This is a genomic window from Mycobacterium sp. IDUB_24 (assembly GCF_055419385.1).
This window is the reverse complement of record NZ_JBVAXO010000001.1, coordinates 1,509,608-1,523,695: the sequence shown is the minus strand read 5'-3', so window position 1 is coordinate 1,523,695 and position 14,088 is coordinate 1,509,608. Positions and strand designations below refer to the sequence as shown.

Annotated in this window: 16 protein-coding genes; 7 read left to right on the top strand and 9 right to left on the bottom strand. The window is 66.6% G+C overall.

Features of this window, described 5'->3' with window-relative positions; translation table 11 throughout:
• Positions 1-28 precede the first annotated feature (28 nt).
• Both ACZYZF_RS07350 and ACZYZF_RS07345 read left to right on the top strand, forming a co-directional pair.
• Positions 29-808: a site-2 protease family protein gene (locus ACZYZF_RS07350; protein ID WP_463742840.1), complete on the top strand. Its 780-nt coding sequence runs from the start codon at positions 29-31 to the stop codon at positions 806-808.
• Positions 809-848: 40 nt separating this feature from the next.
• The gene (locus tag ACZYZF_RS07345) at positions 849-1,745 is read left to right on the top strand and encodes a cation diffusion facilitator family transporter (RefSeq protein ID WP_463835056.1); all 897 of its coding nucleotides are present in this window, start codon (positions 849-851) and stop codon (positions 1,743-1,745) included.
• Here the strand turns inward: ACZYZF_RS07345 and ACZYZF_RS07340 are convergent.
• Positions 1,742-2,158 carry a DUF3151 domain-containing protein gene (locus ACZYZF_RS07340; protein ID WP_463742842.1) on the bottom strand — a complete coding sequence of 139 codons (417 nt, stop codon included), beginning with the start codon at positions 2,156-2,158 and terminating at the stop codon, positions 1,742-1,744. The genes ACZYZF_RS07345 and ACZYZF_RS07340 overlap by 4 nt on opposite strands.
• Positions 2,159-2,222: 64 nt before the next feature.
• Here ACZYZF_RS07340 and ACZYZF_RS07335 point away from each other — a divergent pair, with 64 nt between their 5' ends.
• Together ACZYZF_RS07335 and ACZYZF_RS07330 are read left to right on the top strand one after the other, a co-directional pair.
• A complete protein-coding gene (locus ACZYZF_RS07335; RefSeq protein ID WP_463835054.1) occupies positions 2,223-3,023 on the top strand; it encodes an Rv0361 family membrane protein in 801 nt (266 codons plus the stop codon).
• Positions 3,024-3,032: 9 nt separating this feature from the next.
• Positions 3,033-3,590 (top strand): CHAP domain-containing protein, encoded by a 558-nt coding sequence (locus ACZYZF_RS07330; RefSeq protein WP_463742844.1) that lies wholly within the window; start codon positions 3,033-3,035, stop codon positions 3,588-3,590.
• Here ACZYZF_RS07330 and fbaA read toward each other — a convergent pair.
• Complete coding sequence (fbaA, locus tag ACZYZF_RS07325; RefSeq protein WP_463742845.1) at positions 3,587-4,624, bottom strand: class II fructose-bisphosphate aldolase; 1,038 nt, start codon at positions 4,622-4,624, stop codon at positions 3,587-3,589. The two genes, ACZYZF_RS07330 and fbaA, sit on opposite strands and share 4 nt — an antisense overlap.
• A gap of 119 nt (positions 4,625-4,743) precedes the next feature.
• Between fbaA and ACZYZF_RS07320 the strand changes: the two genes are divergently transcribed.
• On the top strand, positions 4,744-5,391 hold the full coding sequence (locus ACZYZF_RS07320) for a VTT domain-containing protein (protein ID WP_463744103.1): 648 nt from the start codon (positions 4,744-4,746) through the stop codon (positions 5,389-5,391).
• Between the two features lie 9 nt (positions 5,392-5,400).
• On the opposite strand, the gene ACZYZF_RS07315 is transcribed toward ACZYZF_RS07320, so the two are convergent.
• From ACZYZF_RS07315 to ACZYZF_RS07285, 7 genes are all read right to left on the bottom strand, one after another.
• Entirely contained in the window at positions 5,401-6,300 is a 900-nt protein-coding gene (locus ACZYZF_RS07315) for an LLM class F420-dependent oxidoreductase (protein ID WP_463835052.1), read from the bottom strand.
• Positions 6,297-7,463, bottom strand: coding sequence for an XdhC family protein (locus ACZYZF_RS07310; protein ID WP_463835050.1), 1,167 nt, complete (start codon positions 7,461-7,463; stop codon positions 6,297-6,299). The genes ACZYZF_RS07315 and ACZYZF_RS07310 overlap by 4 nt, the downstream gene beginning before the upstream one ends.
• A gap of 67 nt (positions 7,464-7,530) precedes the next feature.
• The gene (locus ACZYZF_RS07305) at positions 7,531-8,631 is read right to left on the bottom strand and encodes a glycoside hydrolase family 76 protein (RefSeq protein ID WP_463835048.1); all 1,101 of its coding nucleotides are present in this window, start codon (positions 8,629-8,631) and stop codon (positions 7,531-7,533) included.
• Between the two features lie 82 nt (positions 8,632-8,713).
• Positions 8,714-9,361, bottom strand: coding sequence for a TrmH family RNA methyltransferase (locus tag ACZYZF_RS07300; protein ID WP_463742849.1), 648 nt, complete (start codon positions 9,359-9,361; stop codon positions 8,714-8,716).
• Positions 9,354-10,244, bottom strand: a complete 891-nt coding sequence (locus ACZYZF_RS07295; RefSeq protein WP_463744104.1) for a hypothetical protein — start codon at positions 10,242-10,244, stop codon at positions 9,354-9,356. The genes ACZYZF_RS07300 and ACZYZF_RS07295 overlap by 8 nt, the downstream gene beginning before the upstream one ends.
• 82 nt (positions 10,245-10,326) lie before the next feature.
• Positions 10,327-11,193 carry a trehalose monomycolate transport factor TtfA gene (gene ttfA / locus ACZYZF_RS07290; protein WP_463742850.1) on the bottom strand — a complete coding sequence of 289 codons (867 nt, stop codon included), beginning with the start codon at positions 11,191-11,193 and terminating at the stop codon, positions 10,327-10,329.
• Between the two features lie 59 nt (positions 11,194-11,252).
• Complete coding sequence (locus ACZYZF_RS07285; protein ID WP_463835046.1) at positions 11,253-11,897, bottom strand: TetR/AcrR family transcriptional regulator; 645 nt, start codon at positions 11,895-11,897, stop codon at positions 11,253-11,255.
• A gap of 69 nt (positions 11,898-11,966) precedes the next feature.
• Here ACZYZF_RS07285 and ACZYZF_RS07280 point away from each other — a divergent pair, with 69 nt between their 5' ends.
• Both ACZYZF_RS07280 and ACZYZF_RS07275 read left to right on the top strand, forming a co-directional pair.
• Positions 11,967-12,998, top strand: a complete 1,032-nt coding sequence (locus ACZYZF_RS07280; protein ID WP_463742852.1) for a Rieske 2Fe-2S domain-containing protein — start codon at positions 11,967-11,969, stop codon at positions 12,996-12,998.
• Positions 12,995-14,074, top strand: coding sequence for an NAD(P)H-dependent amine dehydrogenase family protein (locus tag ACZYZF_RS07275; RefSeq protein ID WP_463742853.1), 1,080 nt, complete (start codon positions 12,995-12,997; stop codon positions 14,072-14,074). The genes ACZYZF_RS07280 and ACZYZF_RS07275 overlap by 4 nt, the downstream gene beginning before the upstream one ends.
• Positions 14,075-14,088: the final 14 nt, after the last annotated feature.

Sequence of the window (14,088 nt, the reverse complement as noted above, 5' to 3'; positions counted from 1 at the left end):
CTACCAACACTGCAGGTAGCGTCGAATCGTGAACATCCGCCCGCTGCATCAGTCGGTACGGCCCAGCCCGGTCTTTTTGGCCGTCGTCGCGATCACCGTGGCCGGCGGGGTGCTGGCCTGGCTGTCCGCCGACAACGTGAAGCCCTTGTCATATGTGGGCGTCTTCATCCTGGTGATCGCCGGCTGGCTGGTGTCGCTGTGCCTCCACGAGTTCGGCCACGCCTACACCGCGTGGCGATTCGGTGATCATGACGTCGCGGTCCGCGGCTACCTCACACTCAACCCGTTCAAGTACTCACACCCCCTGTTGTCACTGGGGTTGCCAGTGCTGTTCATCGCCCTCGGCGGCATCGGCCTGCCCGGCGGGGCCGTCTACGTCCGCACCTCGTGGATGACTGCGCGGCAGAAGACCTTGGTCAGCCTCGCCGGCCCGGCCGCCAACCTGGTGTTGGGCGCGCTACTGCTGGGCATCACCCGGATCTTCTTCGACCCGGCCCACGGGGTGTTCTGGTCCGGGCTGGCCTTCCTGGGCTTCCTTCAGGTCACTGCGGTCCTGCTGAACCTGCTGCCGATCCCCGGGCTGGACGGATACGGCGCATTGGAACCACACCTGAGCCCCGACACCCAGCGGGCGCTGGAGCCGGCCAAGCAGTGGGGTTTCTTCATCCTGTTGATCCTGCTGATCACACCCACGCTCAACCGGTGGTTCTTCTCGGTCGTCTTCTGGTTCGTCGACCTCTCCGGAGTGCCGAGTGTGCTGGTCTCGCTCGGCAGCCGGCTGACCCGCTTCTGGTCCGGCTGGCTCTGACACTTGCGACATATGCGTACTTCCGCATATATTTCGGGGCATGGGTGCCGGCCACGATCACAGTCACAGCAGCGATACCCGCGTCAGCAGGATGATCATCGCCGCGGCGATCCTCAGCGCATTCTTCGTCCTTGAACTGGTCACCGCGCTACTGATCAACTCGATCGCCCTGCTCGCCGACGCCGGCCACATGCTCACCGATCTGGTCGCCATGTTCATGGGTTTGACCGCGGTGTTGTTGGCCAAGCGCGGCAGCTCCTCCCCCGCCCGCACCTACGGCTGGCACCGGGCCGAGGTCTTCACCGCCGTGGCCAACGCCGCCCTGCTCCTGGGCGTGGCGGGCTTCATCCTGTACGAGGCCATCGAACGCTTCGGCAATGCGCCCGACGTCCCAGGTGTGCCCATGATCGTCGTGGCCCTGGCCGGACTGGCCGCCAACGCCGTCGTGGTGATGATGCTCCGGTCGCACTCCAAGGACAGCCTGGCCGTCAAAGGCGCCTACATGGAGGTCGTGGCCGACACCGTCGGCAGCATCGGCGTCCTGATTGCCGGCATCGTCACCGTCACCACCGGCTGGCCCTACGCCGACGTCGTGGTCGCAGTCCTCGTCGCCCTGTGGGTGCTCCCGCGGGCCATCGCGTTGGCTCGGGCAGCGCTGCGGATCCTGAGTGAATCCTCCCCGCAGCACATCGACGTCGAGGAGCTGCGTACCGCGCTCGGGGCGGTGGAAGGCGTGACCGGCGTGCACGATCTGCACGTGTGGACGCTGGTCCCCGGGAAAGACATGGTCACCGCGCACCTGACCAGCAATGCCGACACCGTCCGCGTGCTCGACGACGCGCGCGCAGTACTGAACGCCCGAGGTCTGGCCCACGCCACCGTGCAGGTGGAGCCGCCCGAATCAGCGGACGACTGCTCCTGCGAGGCGAAAGACTAGGCCAGGCCGAGTTCGGCCCGGGCCGACGGATCGCAGTCGTCGAGCAGATCGAGGCACCGCTGGAGTTCGTCGGTCTCACCGATGTCGTCGGCCGCCCGGGCCAGCGAGGCCACACACCGCAGGAATCCCTGGTTCGGCTCGTGGGCGAACGGCACCGGGCCGAAACCCTTCCAGCCGTTCCGCCGCAACTGATCCAACCCACGGTGATACCCGGTGCGGGCATACGCATATGCGGTGACGGCCTTGTCGTCGGCGAGCGCCCGCTCGGCCAACACCGCCCATGCGATCGACGCCGACGGGTGGGCGGCCGCCACGACGGCAGCCTTTTCACCCGCAGCCAATTCGTCCTCGGCCTCGGGGTCCCCGGGAAGGAGGACCGGATCCGGCCCCAACAAATCACCCATCCGTGTCATGGGCCTATTGTGCACCGACCGATAAGCTCCACCGGTACCGACGTACGGGAGGACCGCAGCAGGGATGTCTAACCCAACGGGACCTGACGAAAATCGCACCGACCATAGCGACACACCGACCGAGAAGGTGGAGTTGCCTTCCGCTGCCGACCTGTCCGCCCTGTCCGAGCCGGCCACCGAGATCTTCGGCTCGGCCGACGAAGTCACAGGGGAAGTGCACCTCAACGAAGAACGACGCTTCACCGCACCGTCCGGGTTCGACGGATCGACCCAGAAGATCGACACTCCACCCGACCCGGAGACCGAGGTGTTCGCGCCGCCCACCGAGGGCGACACGGTCACCGAGGAAGTACCGAAAGGCGCTGCTCCGCAAGTTATCCCGCCGCGCGAGGAATCGGATCAGCCACCGGCGCCCGCTGCCCGCCGCAGCTGGGGATGGGTGGTCGCAGTCGTACTGGTGATCGCGGCCCTGGTGGCGATCGCAGTGCTCGGGACCGTCCTGCTGACCCGCAAATCGTCGTCGCCGTCCTCCCAGGAAGACGACGTCCGCACGACGATCCAGGACTTCGACTCGGCAATCCAGCGTGGCGACTTGGCCGCCCTGCGATCGATGACCTGCGGCTCCACCCGCGACAACTACGTCAAATACGACCAGAAGGCCTGGGACGAAACTCACGCCCGGGTGGAGGGCGCCAAGCAGTACCCAGTGGTGGCCAGCATCGACCAGGTGGTCGTCAGCGGCGACCACGCCGAGGCCAACGTCACCAGCTTCATGGCTTTTGCCCCGCAAACCCGGTCCACCCGCAGCTTCGACCTCCAGTTCCGCGACAATCAGTGGAAGATCTGCCAGACACCCACCGGCTAATCTGGTCCGGTGACCCTGCGCGGCCCCAAACTGTGGTTGACACTGTGCACATTCGGCGCGGTCATCGTGGTGGGCCTGACCACCCTGTTGGTCCGGCACCCCGGCACCTTCCCCGAGATCGACCGCACCGCACTCGATCCGGCGCAGGCGCGCATCGTCGATGTGCTGCAGTCGCAGTACGACGCTCAGCCCGGTGGCAGCCACTTCTCCGAAGGCGTCGAGGAGCCGTGGTGCGCCGACTTCGTCAGCTGGGTGCTCAACGAGGCGGGCCAACCGCTGGCCAACCCGAACTCGGGGAGCTGGCGCATCCCGGGCGTGTACACGCTGCAGGAGTACTACCAGGCCGCGGGCCGGTTCACCGATCCGGCGGGATACCGACCGCGCACCGGTGACGTAGTGATGTACGCCGATGGCAGCCCGCTCGGGCTGCACACGAATTTCGTTGTCACCGTGGATGACAACGCGATCACCACCATCGGCGGCAACGAGGAGGGCGGCATCCGGGTGCACACCCTCGATGACGCCGAGATCGCGGGGATCATCGGCTACGGCCGGTTGACCGCCTAACCGGCGGTGACGCTGCGTCCCGCGCTGTGCAGGTCGTTGCAGGCCTCGATGACGCGCTCGGTCATCGACGCCTCGGCCTTCTTGAGGTAGCTCCGCGGGTCGTACACCTTCTTGTTGCCGACCTCGCCGTCGATCTTGAGCACACCGTCGTAGTTGGTGAACATGTGCGCGGCCAGCGGACGGGTGAAGGCGTACTGGGTGTCGGTGTCGACGTTCATCTTCACCACGCCGTACTTGAGGGAATCCTCGATCTCGGACTTCAGCGAACCCGACCCGCCGTGGAAGACGAAATCGAAAGGCTTTGCGTCACCGGGCAACCCGAGCTTCGCGGCGGCCACCCGCTGCCCCTCGGCGAGCACCTCGGGCTTGAGCACCACGTTGCCGGGCTTGTAGACGCCGTGCACGTTGCCGAACGTCGCGGCCAGCAGGTAAGCGCCATGTTCGCCGGCGCCCAGCGCGTCGATGGTCTTCTCGAAGTCCTCCGACGAGGTGTAGAGCTTCTCGTTGATCTCGGCCTCGACGCCATCCTCTTCACCGCCGACCACGCCGATCTCGACCTCGAGCACGATCTTGGCCGCGGCCGCGATTTTCAGCAGTTCCTGCGCGACGGCCAGGTTCTCGTCGATCGGGATTGCCGAGCCGTCCCACATGTGCGACTGGAACAGCGGATTGCGGCCCGCGGCAACGCGCTCGCCGGAAATCGCCAGCAGCGGACGCACATAGGTGTCCAGCTTGTCCTTCGGACAGTGGTCGGTGTGCAGGGCCACCGTGATCGGGTACTTCTCGGCGACCACGTGCGCGAACTCGGCCAGCGCGACGGCACCGGTCACCATGTCCTTGACGCCGAGCCCCGAAGCGAACTCGGCCCCGCCGGTCGAGAACTGGATGATGCCGTCGCTTCCCGCGTCGGCGAAACCCTTGATGGCGGCGTTGACGCTCTCGGAGCCGACGCAGTTGATGGCCGGGAACGCGAAGGAATGCTCCTTGGCCCGGGCCAGCATCTCGGCATAGACCTCAGGAGTGGCGATCGGCATGGCATGTCCTTCCATCTGGACGCGAGTTATCGCAGGTGAAGACCGCTGGTGGGGCCCAGGTACCCTAGGGAGTCGTGATCGACATCGCCCTCCCTGAGGCTACGACCAATCTGGCGCTCATGCCGGATTTCATGGATCCGCTGCACCTCATCGGATCCTTCGGCACCTGGGCCCTGGTGGGCATCCTCGTCGTCGTCTTCGTCGAGTCCGGGGTACTGTTCCCGGTCCTGCCCGGTGACTCGTTGTTGTTCGTCGCGGGCATGCTCGCCGCGGGCACCGCCGCGCAGGGAACGTCGGTGGACGCGAACTTCGCACTCTGGCAGCTGCTGGTCTTCATCCCCGTCGCGGCGATTCTCGGCGGCCAGGTCGGCTACCTCATCGGCCGGTTCATCGGTGTCGAGATGTTCAAGCCCGACGCCCGGATCCTCAAGCAGAAGTACCTCGACGAGGCCCACGGATTCTTCGAGCAGCGCGGCCCGTTCGCAATCGTCATCGCCCGCTTCGTGCCGATCGTGCGGACGCTGGCACCGCTCGTCGCCGGCGCCGCGAAGATGCGTTATTCGGTGTTCACGACGTTCAACGTCCTCGGAGCGGTGGTGTGGGGTGTCGGCCTCGTGCTCCTGGGCTACTGGCTGGGTCAGTTCGAGATCATCCAGAAGCTGCTCGAGCCGATCTTCATCCTGATCGTCGTGGCGTCGGTGGCACCGATGTTCATCGAGTGGCTCAGGCGCCGCCGCGCCGCCAAGAAGGCCGCCGAGCAGGTCTAGCCGCCCCGGCTACGTAAGATTCAGCGCGGCCGCGAGCTCGCGCAGCGCCGGGCGCGGGTCGGCCGTCGGGTTCTCTCCCAGTGCCTGCACGACGACGTGATCGGCGCCGGCATCCAGGTGCGCGGTGATCGCCGCTGCCGCCTGACCGACCGAACCCATGCCGACGAGCTTGCGGGCCAGTCGGTCCGATCCGCCGCGAACCAGGTCGGTGTCGTCGAAACCCTGCCGTAGCCACGAGTTCCGGTAGTTGGGCAGACCGCTGTAGACGTCAAGGTGCTTGTGCGCCCGTGCCAGTTGGTCGGCGTCGTCTCCGCCGATGGCGACGGCTTGTTCAGACACCACCCAGGGATCGGTGCCCAGGATCTCGCGCGTCGTCGCGGTGTGCTCCGGTGTGACCAGGTAGGGGTGTGCGCCATCGGCGTGGGTGCCGGACAGCTCGATCATCTTCGGGCCGAGCGCGGCCACCAGCCGCGGTGGACGTCCGACCCCGGGTTCGATCTGTTCGGGCACCGCCGCCATGCGCTCCAGGTAGGTGCGCATCGTGGCCAGCGGCTTCGCATAGGTGCCGCCCAGGCCGTGCTCGACGAGCGGTCCGTGGCTGACACCCAGCCCGAGCACGAACCGGCCCGGGTAGAGCGCCGTGAGGGTGCGGGCTCCAGATTCAGCGGCCGACGGCACCCGCACGTGAATGTTGGCGATACCGGTCCCCACTACGAGCCGTTCGGTGGCAGCCAGGAACGCTGCCGACTGGGTGAGCGCCTCCTTTCCGACCACCTCGGGCAGGAACAACGAGCCGAAGCCCAGAGCTTCGATCTCCCGCGCAACCTGCTGCGCCTCGGGCATGGCCCAGGTGTCACTGGCCCACCACACGCCGATCCGGCTGGGGAAATCGATCCTGGCTCGGGTCACTGACCACTCCTCAATTCACTCGGGTCGTTGTGTTCATGATGACTGTGCTCGTGATGAATGCGGCCGCCGGTGCCGGTCAGCGGCGTGCCGGTGCCGCCCCAACGTTGCGCGATGATCTCGGCCGCGATCGAGACCGCGGTCTCTTCGGGCGTTCTGGCACCGAGGTCCAGCCCGATGGGGCTGGACAGCCTCGCGAGTTCTTCGCCGGTCAGGCCGGCCTCGCGTAGCCGGACCATGCGGTCATCGTGCGTGCGCCGCGAACCCATCGCACCGATGTAGCCGATCTCGGGCAACCGCAGCGCCACCTCGAGCAGTGGCACGTCGAACTTCGGATCGTGGGTGAGCAGGCAGATGACGGTGCGGCCGTCGATCGCGCCGGCAGCGGCCTGCGCGGCCAGGTATCGGTTGGGCCAGTCGACGACAACCTCGTCAGCGGTCGGGAAGCGGGCTGGGGTGGCGAAGACCGGGCGCGCATCGCACACCGTGACGCGATAGCCGAGCAGCGAGCCCTGACGGGCGACGGCGGCCGCGAAGTCGATCGCTCCGAACACCAGCATCCGCGGAGGTGGCGCGAAGCTCGCGACGAACACCTCCATGCCTTCACCCCGGCGTTCACCGTCGGGTCCGAATGTCAGGACCGCGCTGCGGCCGGTGTCGAGCAGACCGCGGGCGTCATCGGTGACCGCGCTGTCGGCACGGGCCGAACCGAGTGTGCCGGTCACCTCATCGGTGCGGATGACCAGTCGCCGGCCCACCCAGGCGGGGTCAGGGTGGGCGATGACGGTGGCGGTCGCGGCAGACCGGTGCCCTTCGATGTCGTCGACCAGAGCTTCCAGTTCCGGGAACGTCCGCTTCGACACGGGCTCGACGAACACATCGAGGATGCCGCCGCAGGTCAGCCCCACGGCGAAGGCGTCGTCGTCGCTCACCCCGTACCGCTGCAGCGCCGGCGTGCCCCCGGCGACCACCTCGCCGGCCAGCTCGTACACCGCTCCTTCGACGCAGCCTCCGGATACCGAACCCGTCACGGTGCCGTCGGGCGCGACCACCATCGAGGCCCCGGCAGCCCGCGGTGCGGAACGGAACGTCCGTACCACTGTGGCCAGGCCCGCGGTTCCGCCGGCACGCCAGACTGCCAGCAGTCCGGCGAGCACATCTCTCACGATGCTTAACCTAGTCCCAGCTGAGCGCACGCTCAGTTTCGGGCCGCCCCAAGTGACGACGCGGGGACTACTCGGACAGGGTGTGCGCTGCTTCCATCAACATCCAGCCGGAAACCTGAACTGACAGATCACGTTCGGGGATCGCCGACGCGTTGACCGCGCCGTCGACGAACTCGGCTTGTTTACCTTCGGCAACCGGCACCTCGGCGGTCCGGTCCCAAAATGCCGCGAACAACGGCAACCCGTCCACGGTCTGGCGGCCGTTCCACGCCGCCTCGGCGGACTTGAGCACGATCGACCGGGCCGCCTCGCGAGCGGCCTCATCTTGCGCGCTGTCCCCCGGCAACGTGGTGGCCACCAGCGCCAGGTACCGCGCCAGGATGCCGTTGAACAACCCGCCGTCGCCGCCGCCGGCCCCCTTGATGACACCGTCGGTGGTCATCTCCTTGTCCACCGCGGTCACCAGACGGCGGACCCGTTCGGCGTGCCGGGCGTCACCGGTCCGCACCGCGAGTTCGACCTCAAGACCGAGCACCACGCCCTGGCAGTAGGTGTACTGCGCCCGCACCATCGAGCCGGCCTTGATGCCGTCGAACACCAGGTGGGTTTCCGGATCGATGAGGGTGTCGTCGATCCAGTCGGACATCTGCTGGGCGCGGCGCAACCGGTCGTCGTAGCGGGCCAGGAAGATCCCGGCGGGACCGTTGGCCGGGGCGTTGAAGAACTGGTCTTGTTTGCGCCACGGTATGCCGCCACCGTCCTCGGGCACCCAGGCGTCGACGAACTGCGAACACAGCTTTCTGAGCGCATGGGCTTTTTCCACCCCGACCAGGCGTCCGGCCCGCTCGAGGGACAGTGCCAGCCAGGCCATGTCGTCGTAGTAGTTGTTGGTCCAGGACAGGTTGTTGCGCAGCCAGTGTCCACGGATCTGGCGCTCGATCTGGGTTCTGCGCTCCGGCTGCGGATTACGCACCTGCGCGTCGACCAGACAGTCGAGCAGGTGTGCCTGCCACCAGTAGTGCCAGGTTCCGAACTTGCGGTACTTCTTGGTCGCCGGCCAAGCCACCACACCGAGCTGAGTACCCGGCAGACCCCAGAGTTTTGTCAGGTGCCGTTGGGTTATCGCAGCTTCGGCGCTGGCCGCACGGTTAGCCCATAGCTGATCCATACTCACGATCCTGCCCTACCGGGCCGCCGAATTGGCGGCATGTGGGGCAGTTTTCCGCATGTATCGCGCGTGAGGGTGGGCGCTACCAGGCCGCAGAAAAATCCGCGTGGCGAGTGATCCACGCGTGCATGGCAATTCCGGCGGCGACTCCGGCGTTGATGCTGCGGGTCGATCCGAACTGCGCGATGGACACGGTGACGGCTGCCCCGGCCTGCGCCTCCGGGGTGATGCCCGGGCCTTCCTGACCGAAGATCAGCAGGCAGTCGCGGGGTAGTTCGGTCTGCTCCAGCCGCACGGCGCCGGGCACGTTGTCCACCGCGACGACGGTCAGCCCCGCGTCGGCGGCGAACGACAGCAGTTCGGCGGTGGTGTCGTGGTGGCACAACCGCTGATACCGGTCGGTCACCATGGCGCCGCGCCGGTTCCAGCGGCGCTTGCCCACGATGTGCACGGTGTCTACTGCGAAGGCGTTGGCGGTGCGTACCACCGCACCGATATTGGCGTCGTTGCCGAAGTTCTCGATCGCGATGTGCAGCCGGTGCCGCCGCCGGTCGATGTCGGCGATGATCGCCTCCCGGGTCCAATACCGGTAGGCGTCAACGACATTGCGGGTATCCCCGTCGCGCAACAGCTCAGGATCGTAGCGCGCGTCCCCGACGGGTAGCGGCCCCTCCCACGGGCCCACCCCCGGGGCCTCGCCCCACTCCGTCGGGCCGGCGCTCTCAGCCACCGGTGGTCCACAGGGCGGCGTGGGTGCCGATCACCGACACCGACGCGTACAGCAGCGCGGCGTTGATCTCTCCCTGCGTGCACAGCGACGCCCGGACGTTGACCGCCTCACGCGAGGCCTCCGGCAGGAGCAGCACCGACGAGCCGTACACCGAGCAGAGGTGGCTGAGCCCCGGCGGCGGCAGCGTCGGGCCGGTCACCACCATCAACGGCCCGCCGCGGGCGGCCGCGTCTTCTCCGTAACGCTTTGCGGCACCGTCGATTTCGAGTCCGAGCAGCATGTACCCCTGGCCGGCGAAGGCGGTGGGATCGCCGATCGCCGTCGGCGCCAGTTGACCGCCGTCGGCACTGAACGCATCGACGCTGGAGGTCTTGACGGTGACGCCGGTGTCATTGACGCTGGTGGGCATCATCCCCACCGGAAACGCCGCCGGGTAGGCCACCGTGGTTCCCGGGATGCGCTCGCGTGGCGAGTACACATAGACTCCGCGCACCTGGTTCTGTTCACGTTGCGGCCCCAAACATACTGTGCCGCTGAGCTTGTCAGGCGACGGCGCCGACAGCGGCCGGATCCCCAGGTTGGTCATCGCATCGCAGCCATGGAGTGCATCGGCCTCGATCGGATGCGCCAGCGCGCCGTACAGACCGAACCGGATGTCCTCTGGTTTGGCACGGGCATCGCCCGAGGCCGAGCCCTCGACATCGACCAGTACGTGTTCGGCGTCGAACCGCAGATTCGACACCGTCAGATGCCAGCCGAGAATGTCGAGGGAGTCCCCGATCGCTGCGGTGGACGCTTCATACGTGCGTTGCGGCTGATCGGATGTGCAGCCCGCGGTGACGACGAGAAATACCGCCATCACCGCCGCGATCAGCGCCCGCACTGCCACGTCAGTTCTGTCCTAAGTTCAGCGCGAGGGGGCGAGACACGACCTAGAGGGTACTCAACTGCTCTGGCTGTGCCGCCTACCGCTGGTAGTGCGGTGCGTGACGTCCGTTGCGGGCCGGCGGCGGGGTGCGACGAATCACATCCGGGCGGCCCGGCTCCTGGCGCGGCTGGGTGTAACGACTGACATCACCACGTCCGGGTGCCGCATCGGCCCGGCCCGGCGGCAGCTCCCGACGCCCGGCGGGGGTCGGCGCCAACGGGCGACTGGGCGAGCTTGCGCGACGGGCCAGCGCAGCCTGGCTGCCCTGACCGGACTGCGGTGCCACGCCGTTCTGCGGAAGCGGGGGCAGTACCCGCAGCAGGTCGTTGAACTGGCGAACGGTGCGCAGTCCCTCGTCCCACTGGGCGCGAGTGCTCGTGACCGGCATGCTGACGAGCGTCCAGTTCTGCTCGTTCCACATGATCTCGGCGCAGTCGGGAGCGGTGTGGGCGAACGTGACCATCCGGCGGTCGCACGCGCGGCGAGCGGCGTCGAGGTTGGTGGAGTACACCATCCGCGGACCGATCGCGCCGAGCAGCCAGATGTCGCTCTCCCGGGGCTCCTTGATGCCTTTGAGCCGCAGATCGACGACGACGTTCGTGCCGACCTTGCGGTGCAGCGCGATCACTGTCGCGACCTCTTCGATGTCAAAGATGAACACCGCCTCGCCACGAATCTGGCCGAGGACGACGTTCTTGGCCGTGACGTCACCGACGGTCGACATCACCCCGCGCTTCCAGCGCTTGAGGATCTCGTGCGACTCATGCTCGTAATCGAAGCCATGCGACTTCGCCCACGACTTACGGCGCCGTCCCAACCCACGCCGACGGTCGATGTCGACGTACAGCAATACGGCCGCACCCACGAAACAGAGTGCGGACAGCGTGAACCAGAGCGGGACCATCGGGCCTAGCCTACTTGTTGACGGCGGAAATGCCCCCACCTTGTGAGGTCACAACCCGGTTACTGGTGATCAGAGCGCTGTAACCGAGACTCTTCGAGGTAGGTGACGATCGCGTTCGTGAGGCCCTGCCGGGCCACATCGAGGTCGGTATAGGTGCCGAGCTGACGCTCGGAGGTGATGCCGCGCATCGCGCCGGGGATGAACGAGGCGACCTCGCGGACCCGCTCGGGGTCCACGTCGAGATCGGCGAAGGCCTGCTGACAGGTTTGCAGCCAACCCTGCCCCCACGACGAGAGTTCGGCCGCCGTCTTCGGGTAGAGCCGTTCCAGTTCGGCGCGGTCCCGTGGCAGTGCGGCACGCAGATTCTCGATCGCGCGCGAATCGCTGGCCGTCAGCCCGTCATAGAGCAGGTCGATGATGCCGGCGACGCGCTGGCGTAGCGGCGCACCATCGTCCCGGTGGCTCAGCATGCCCGCGCGGCGTTCGGCGGTGCACTGCAGGACCGCCGCCCAGAATCCGTCGATGTCGCCGAACTGGTATTTCACCGCGCCCCAGGTGGCACCGATCTCTTTGGCGATCCGGTTGGCCGACACCGCTCCGGGATCACCGGTGGCCAGCGCCTTGCGCGCGGCTTCCAGCATGCTCTCCCGCGTGGCTTCACCGCGCCGGTTGGTGCGGCGCGCACCCGCCTCGGTCTCGGCCATCTCGAGAGATTACCCCGTTTTCACAGAACCCTCTTCCAAAGTTTCACAGAAGCTCCTACGATTCCCGTCATGGCCAAACCACCGTTGTCGATGAAACCGACAGGATGGTTCCAGGTCGCCTGGTCGGACCAGGTCGACGTCGGGGCCGTACACGCCATGAAGTACTTCGGCGAGGAGATGGTGGCCTGGCGCTCGGAGTCCGGGCAGGTGACCGTGATGAACGCCTTCTGCGAGCACCTGGGCGCCCACCTGGGATTCGGTGGCCATGTCGTCGGCGAGGCCATCCAGTGCCCATTTCACGGCTGGCAGTGGAACACCGAGGGCCGCAACGTCTGTATCCCCTACCAGGACCGGCCCAACCGCGGCCGCCGGATACGCACCTACCCCGTCGTCGAACGCAACGAGATCATCTACATCTGGCACGACATCGAAGGGCGTGAGCCGTTTTTCGACGCGCCGGACGTATTCGCGTCCTTCGCCGACGGCAGCAGCGCGGCCGACTACTACCCCCAGCAGCGGCTGTTTCGCGAGGGGCTCGAACTCCATCCGCAGTACGTCCTGGAGAACGGCGTCGACTTCGCGCATTTCAAGTACGTCCACCAGACCCCGATCGTGCCGGTGTTCACCCGCCACGACTTCGCCGCACCGGTCTCCTACGTCGACTTCACGATCACGTTCGAGGGTGACGATCAACAGTCGATCGACGACGTGCGCAGCGGTGTCGAGGCGATCAACGGCGGTCTGGGCATCGCGGTGACCAAGAGCTGGGGCATGATCGACAACCGCACCATCTCGGCGGTCACCCCCGTCGACGAGTCCACCTCCGACGTGCGGTTCATGGTCTACATCGGCCGCACACCCGGAAAAGATTCCGAGCGAGCGGCGACCAAGGCCGCCGAGTTCGGCGACGAGGTGATCCGCCAGTTCACCCAGGACATCCACATCTGGTCACACCAGCGCTACTCCGATCCCCCGGCGCTGGCCACCGCTGAGTACGAGGGCTTCACCGCAATCCGCAAGTGGGCCATGCAGTTCTATCCCGACGGTCGCGGTGGCAGTGCCGCAGACCTGGCGCGCATACGAAAGGTAGACACCCTATGACCGAGAAGATCCGCGTATTCCAGGTGGCGACCGGCAACGTCGGCACCGAGATGATCAAGCGCATCGGCAAGCGCCCGGACCTCGAGCTGGTCGGATTGCATTGCTACACACCGGAAAAGGTCGGCCGCGATGCGGGTGAGATCGCCGGGATCGATCCCATCGGGGTGACCGCGACAGGTTCGATCGATGAGATCATCGCCGCGCGTCCCGACGTACTCACCTTTCACGGCGTCTTCCCCGACGAGGATCTGTACGTGAAAGTCCTTGAGGCCGGCATCAATATCGTCACCACCGCCGACTGGATCACCGGCTGGCACCGCGACACCAACCACCCGCATCCCTCCGGGAGACCGGTCACCCAGGTCCTGGCGGAAGCGGCCGCACGTGGTAGTTCTACGTTCTACGGCACCGGCATGAACCCCGGCGTGAATCAGATCCTGGGCGTGGTGTGTTCGGCCGATGTCGCCGAGATCGAGAACGTCACCACCATCGAATCCGTCGACGTGTCATGCCATCACAGCAAGGACACCTGGATCGAGGTCGGCTACGGCCTGCCGGTCGACGACCCGTCGATCCCCGGCAAGCTGGAGAAATACACCCGGGTCTTCGCCGACAGTGTGCTGATGATGGCCGACTGCTTCGGGCTGGAGCTCGACGAGGTCAAGTTCACCTACGAACTCGGTGCGTGCACAAAGGACGTCGATCTGGGCTGGTACACGCTGCCCAAGGGATCGCTGGGCGGCAACTACATCAAATACCAGGGCATGGTCGACGGCGTGCCGCGGGTGGAGACCCATCTCGAATGGCAGATGACCCCGCACACCGATCCCAGCTGGGACATCAAGGGCTGCTACATCACGCAGATCAAGGGCGACCCATGTGTCTACAACAAGCACATGATCTTCCCGAAACCCGGTGTGGACCTGTCCGATCCGGACTCGTTCGCCTCGATCGGCATGACCGTGACGGGGCTTCCCGCACTCAATGCGATCGCGTCGGTGGTTGCCGCGCCGCCAGGGTTGTTGACGAGTGCCGACGTGCCGCTGCGTGGGTTCGCGGGGAGGTTCAGTCTGTAGCGTTTCCCAGGCGA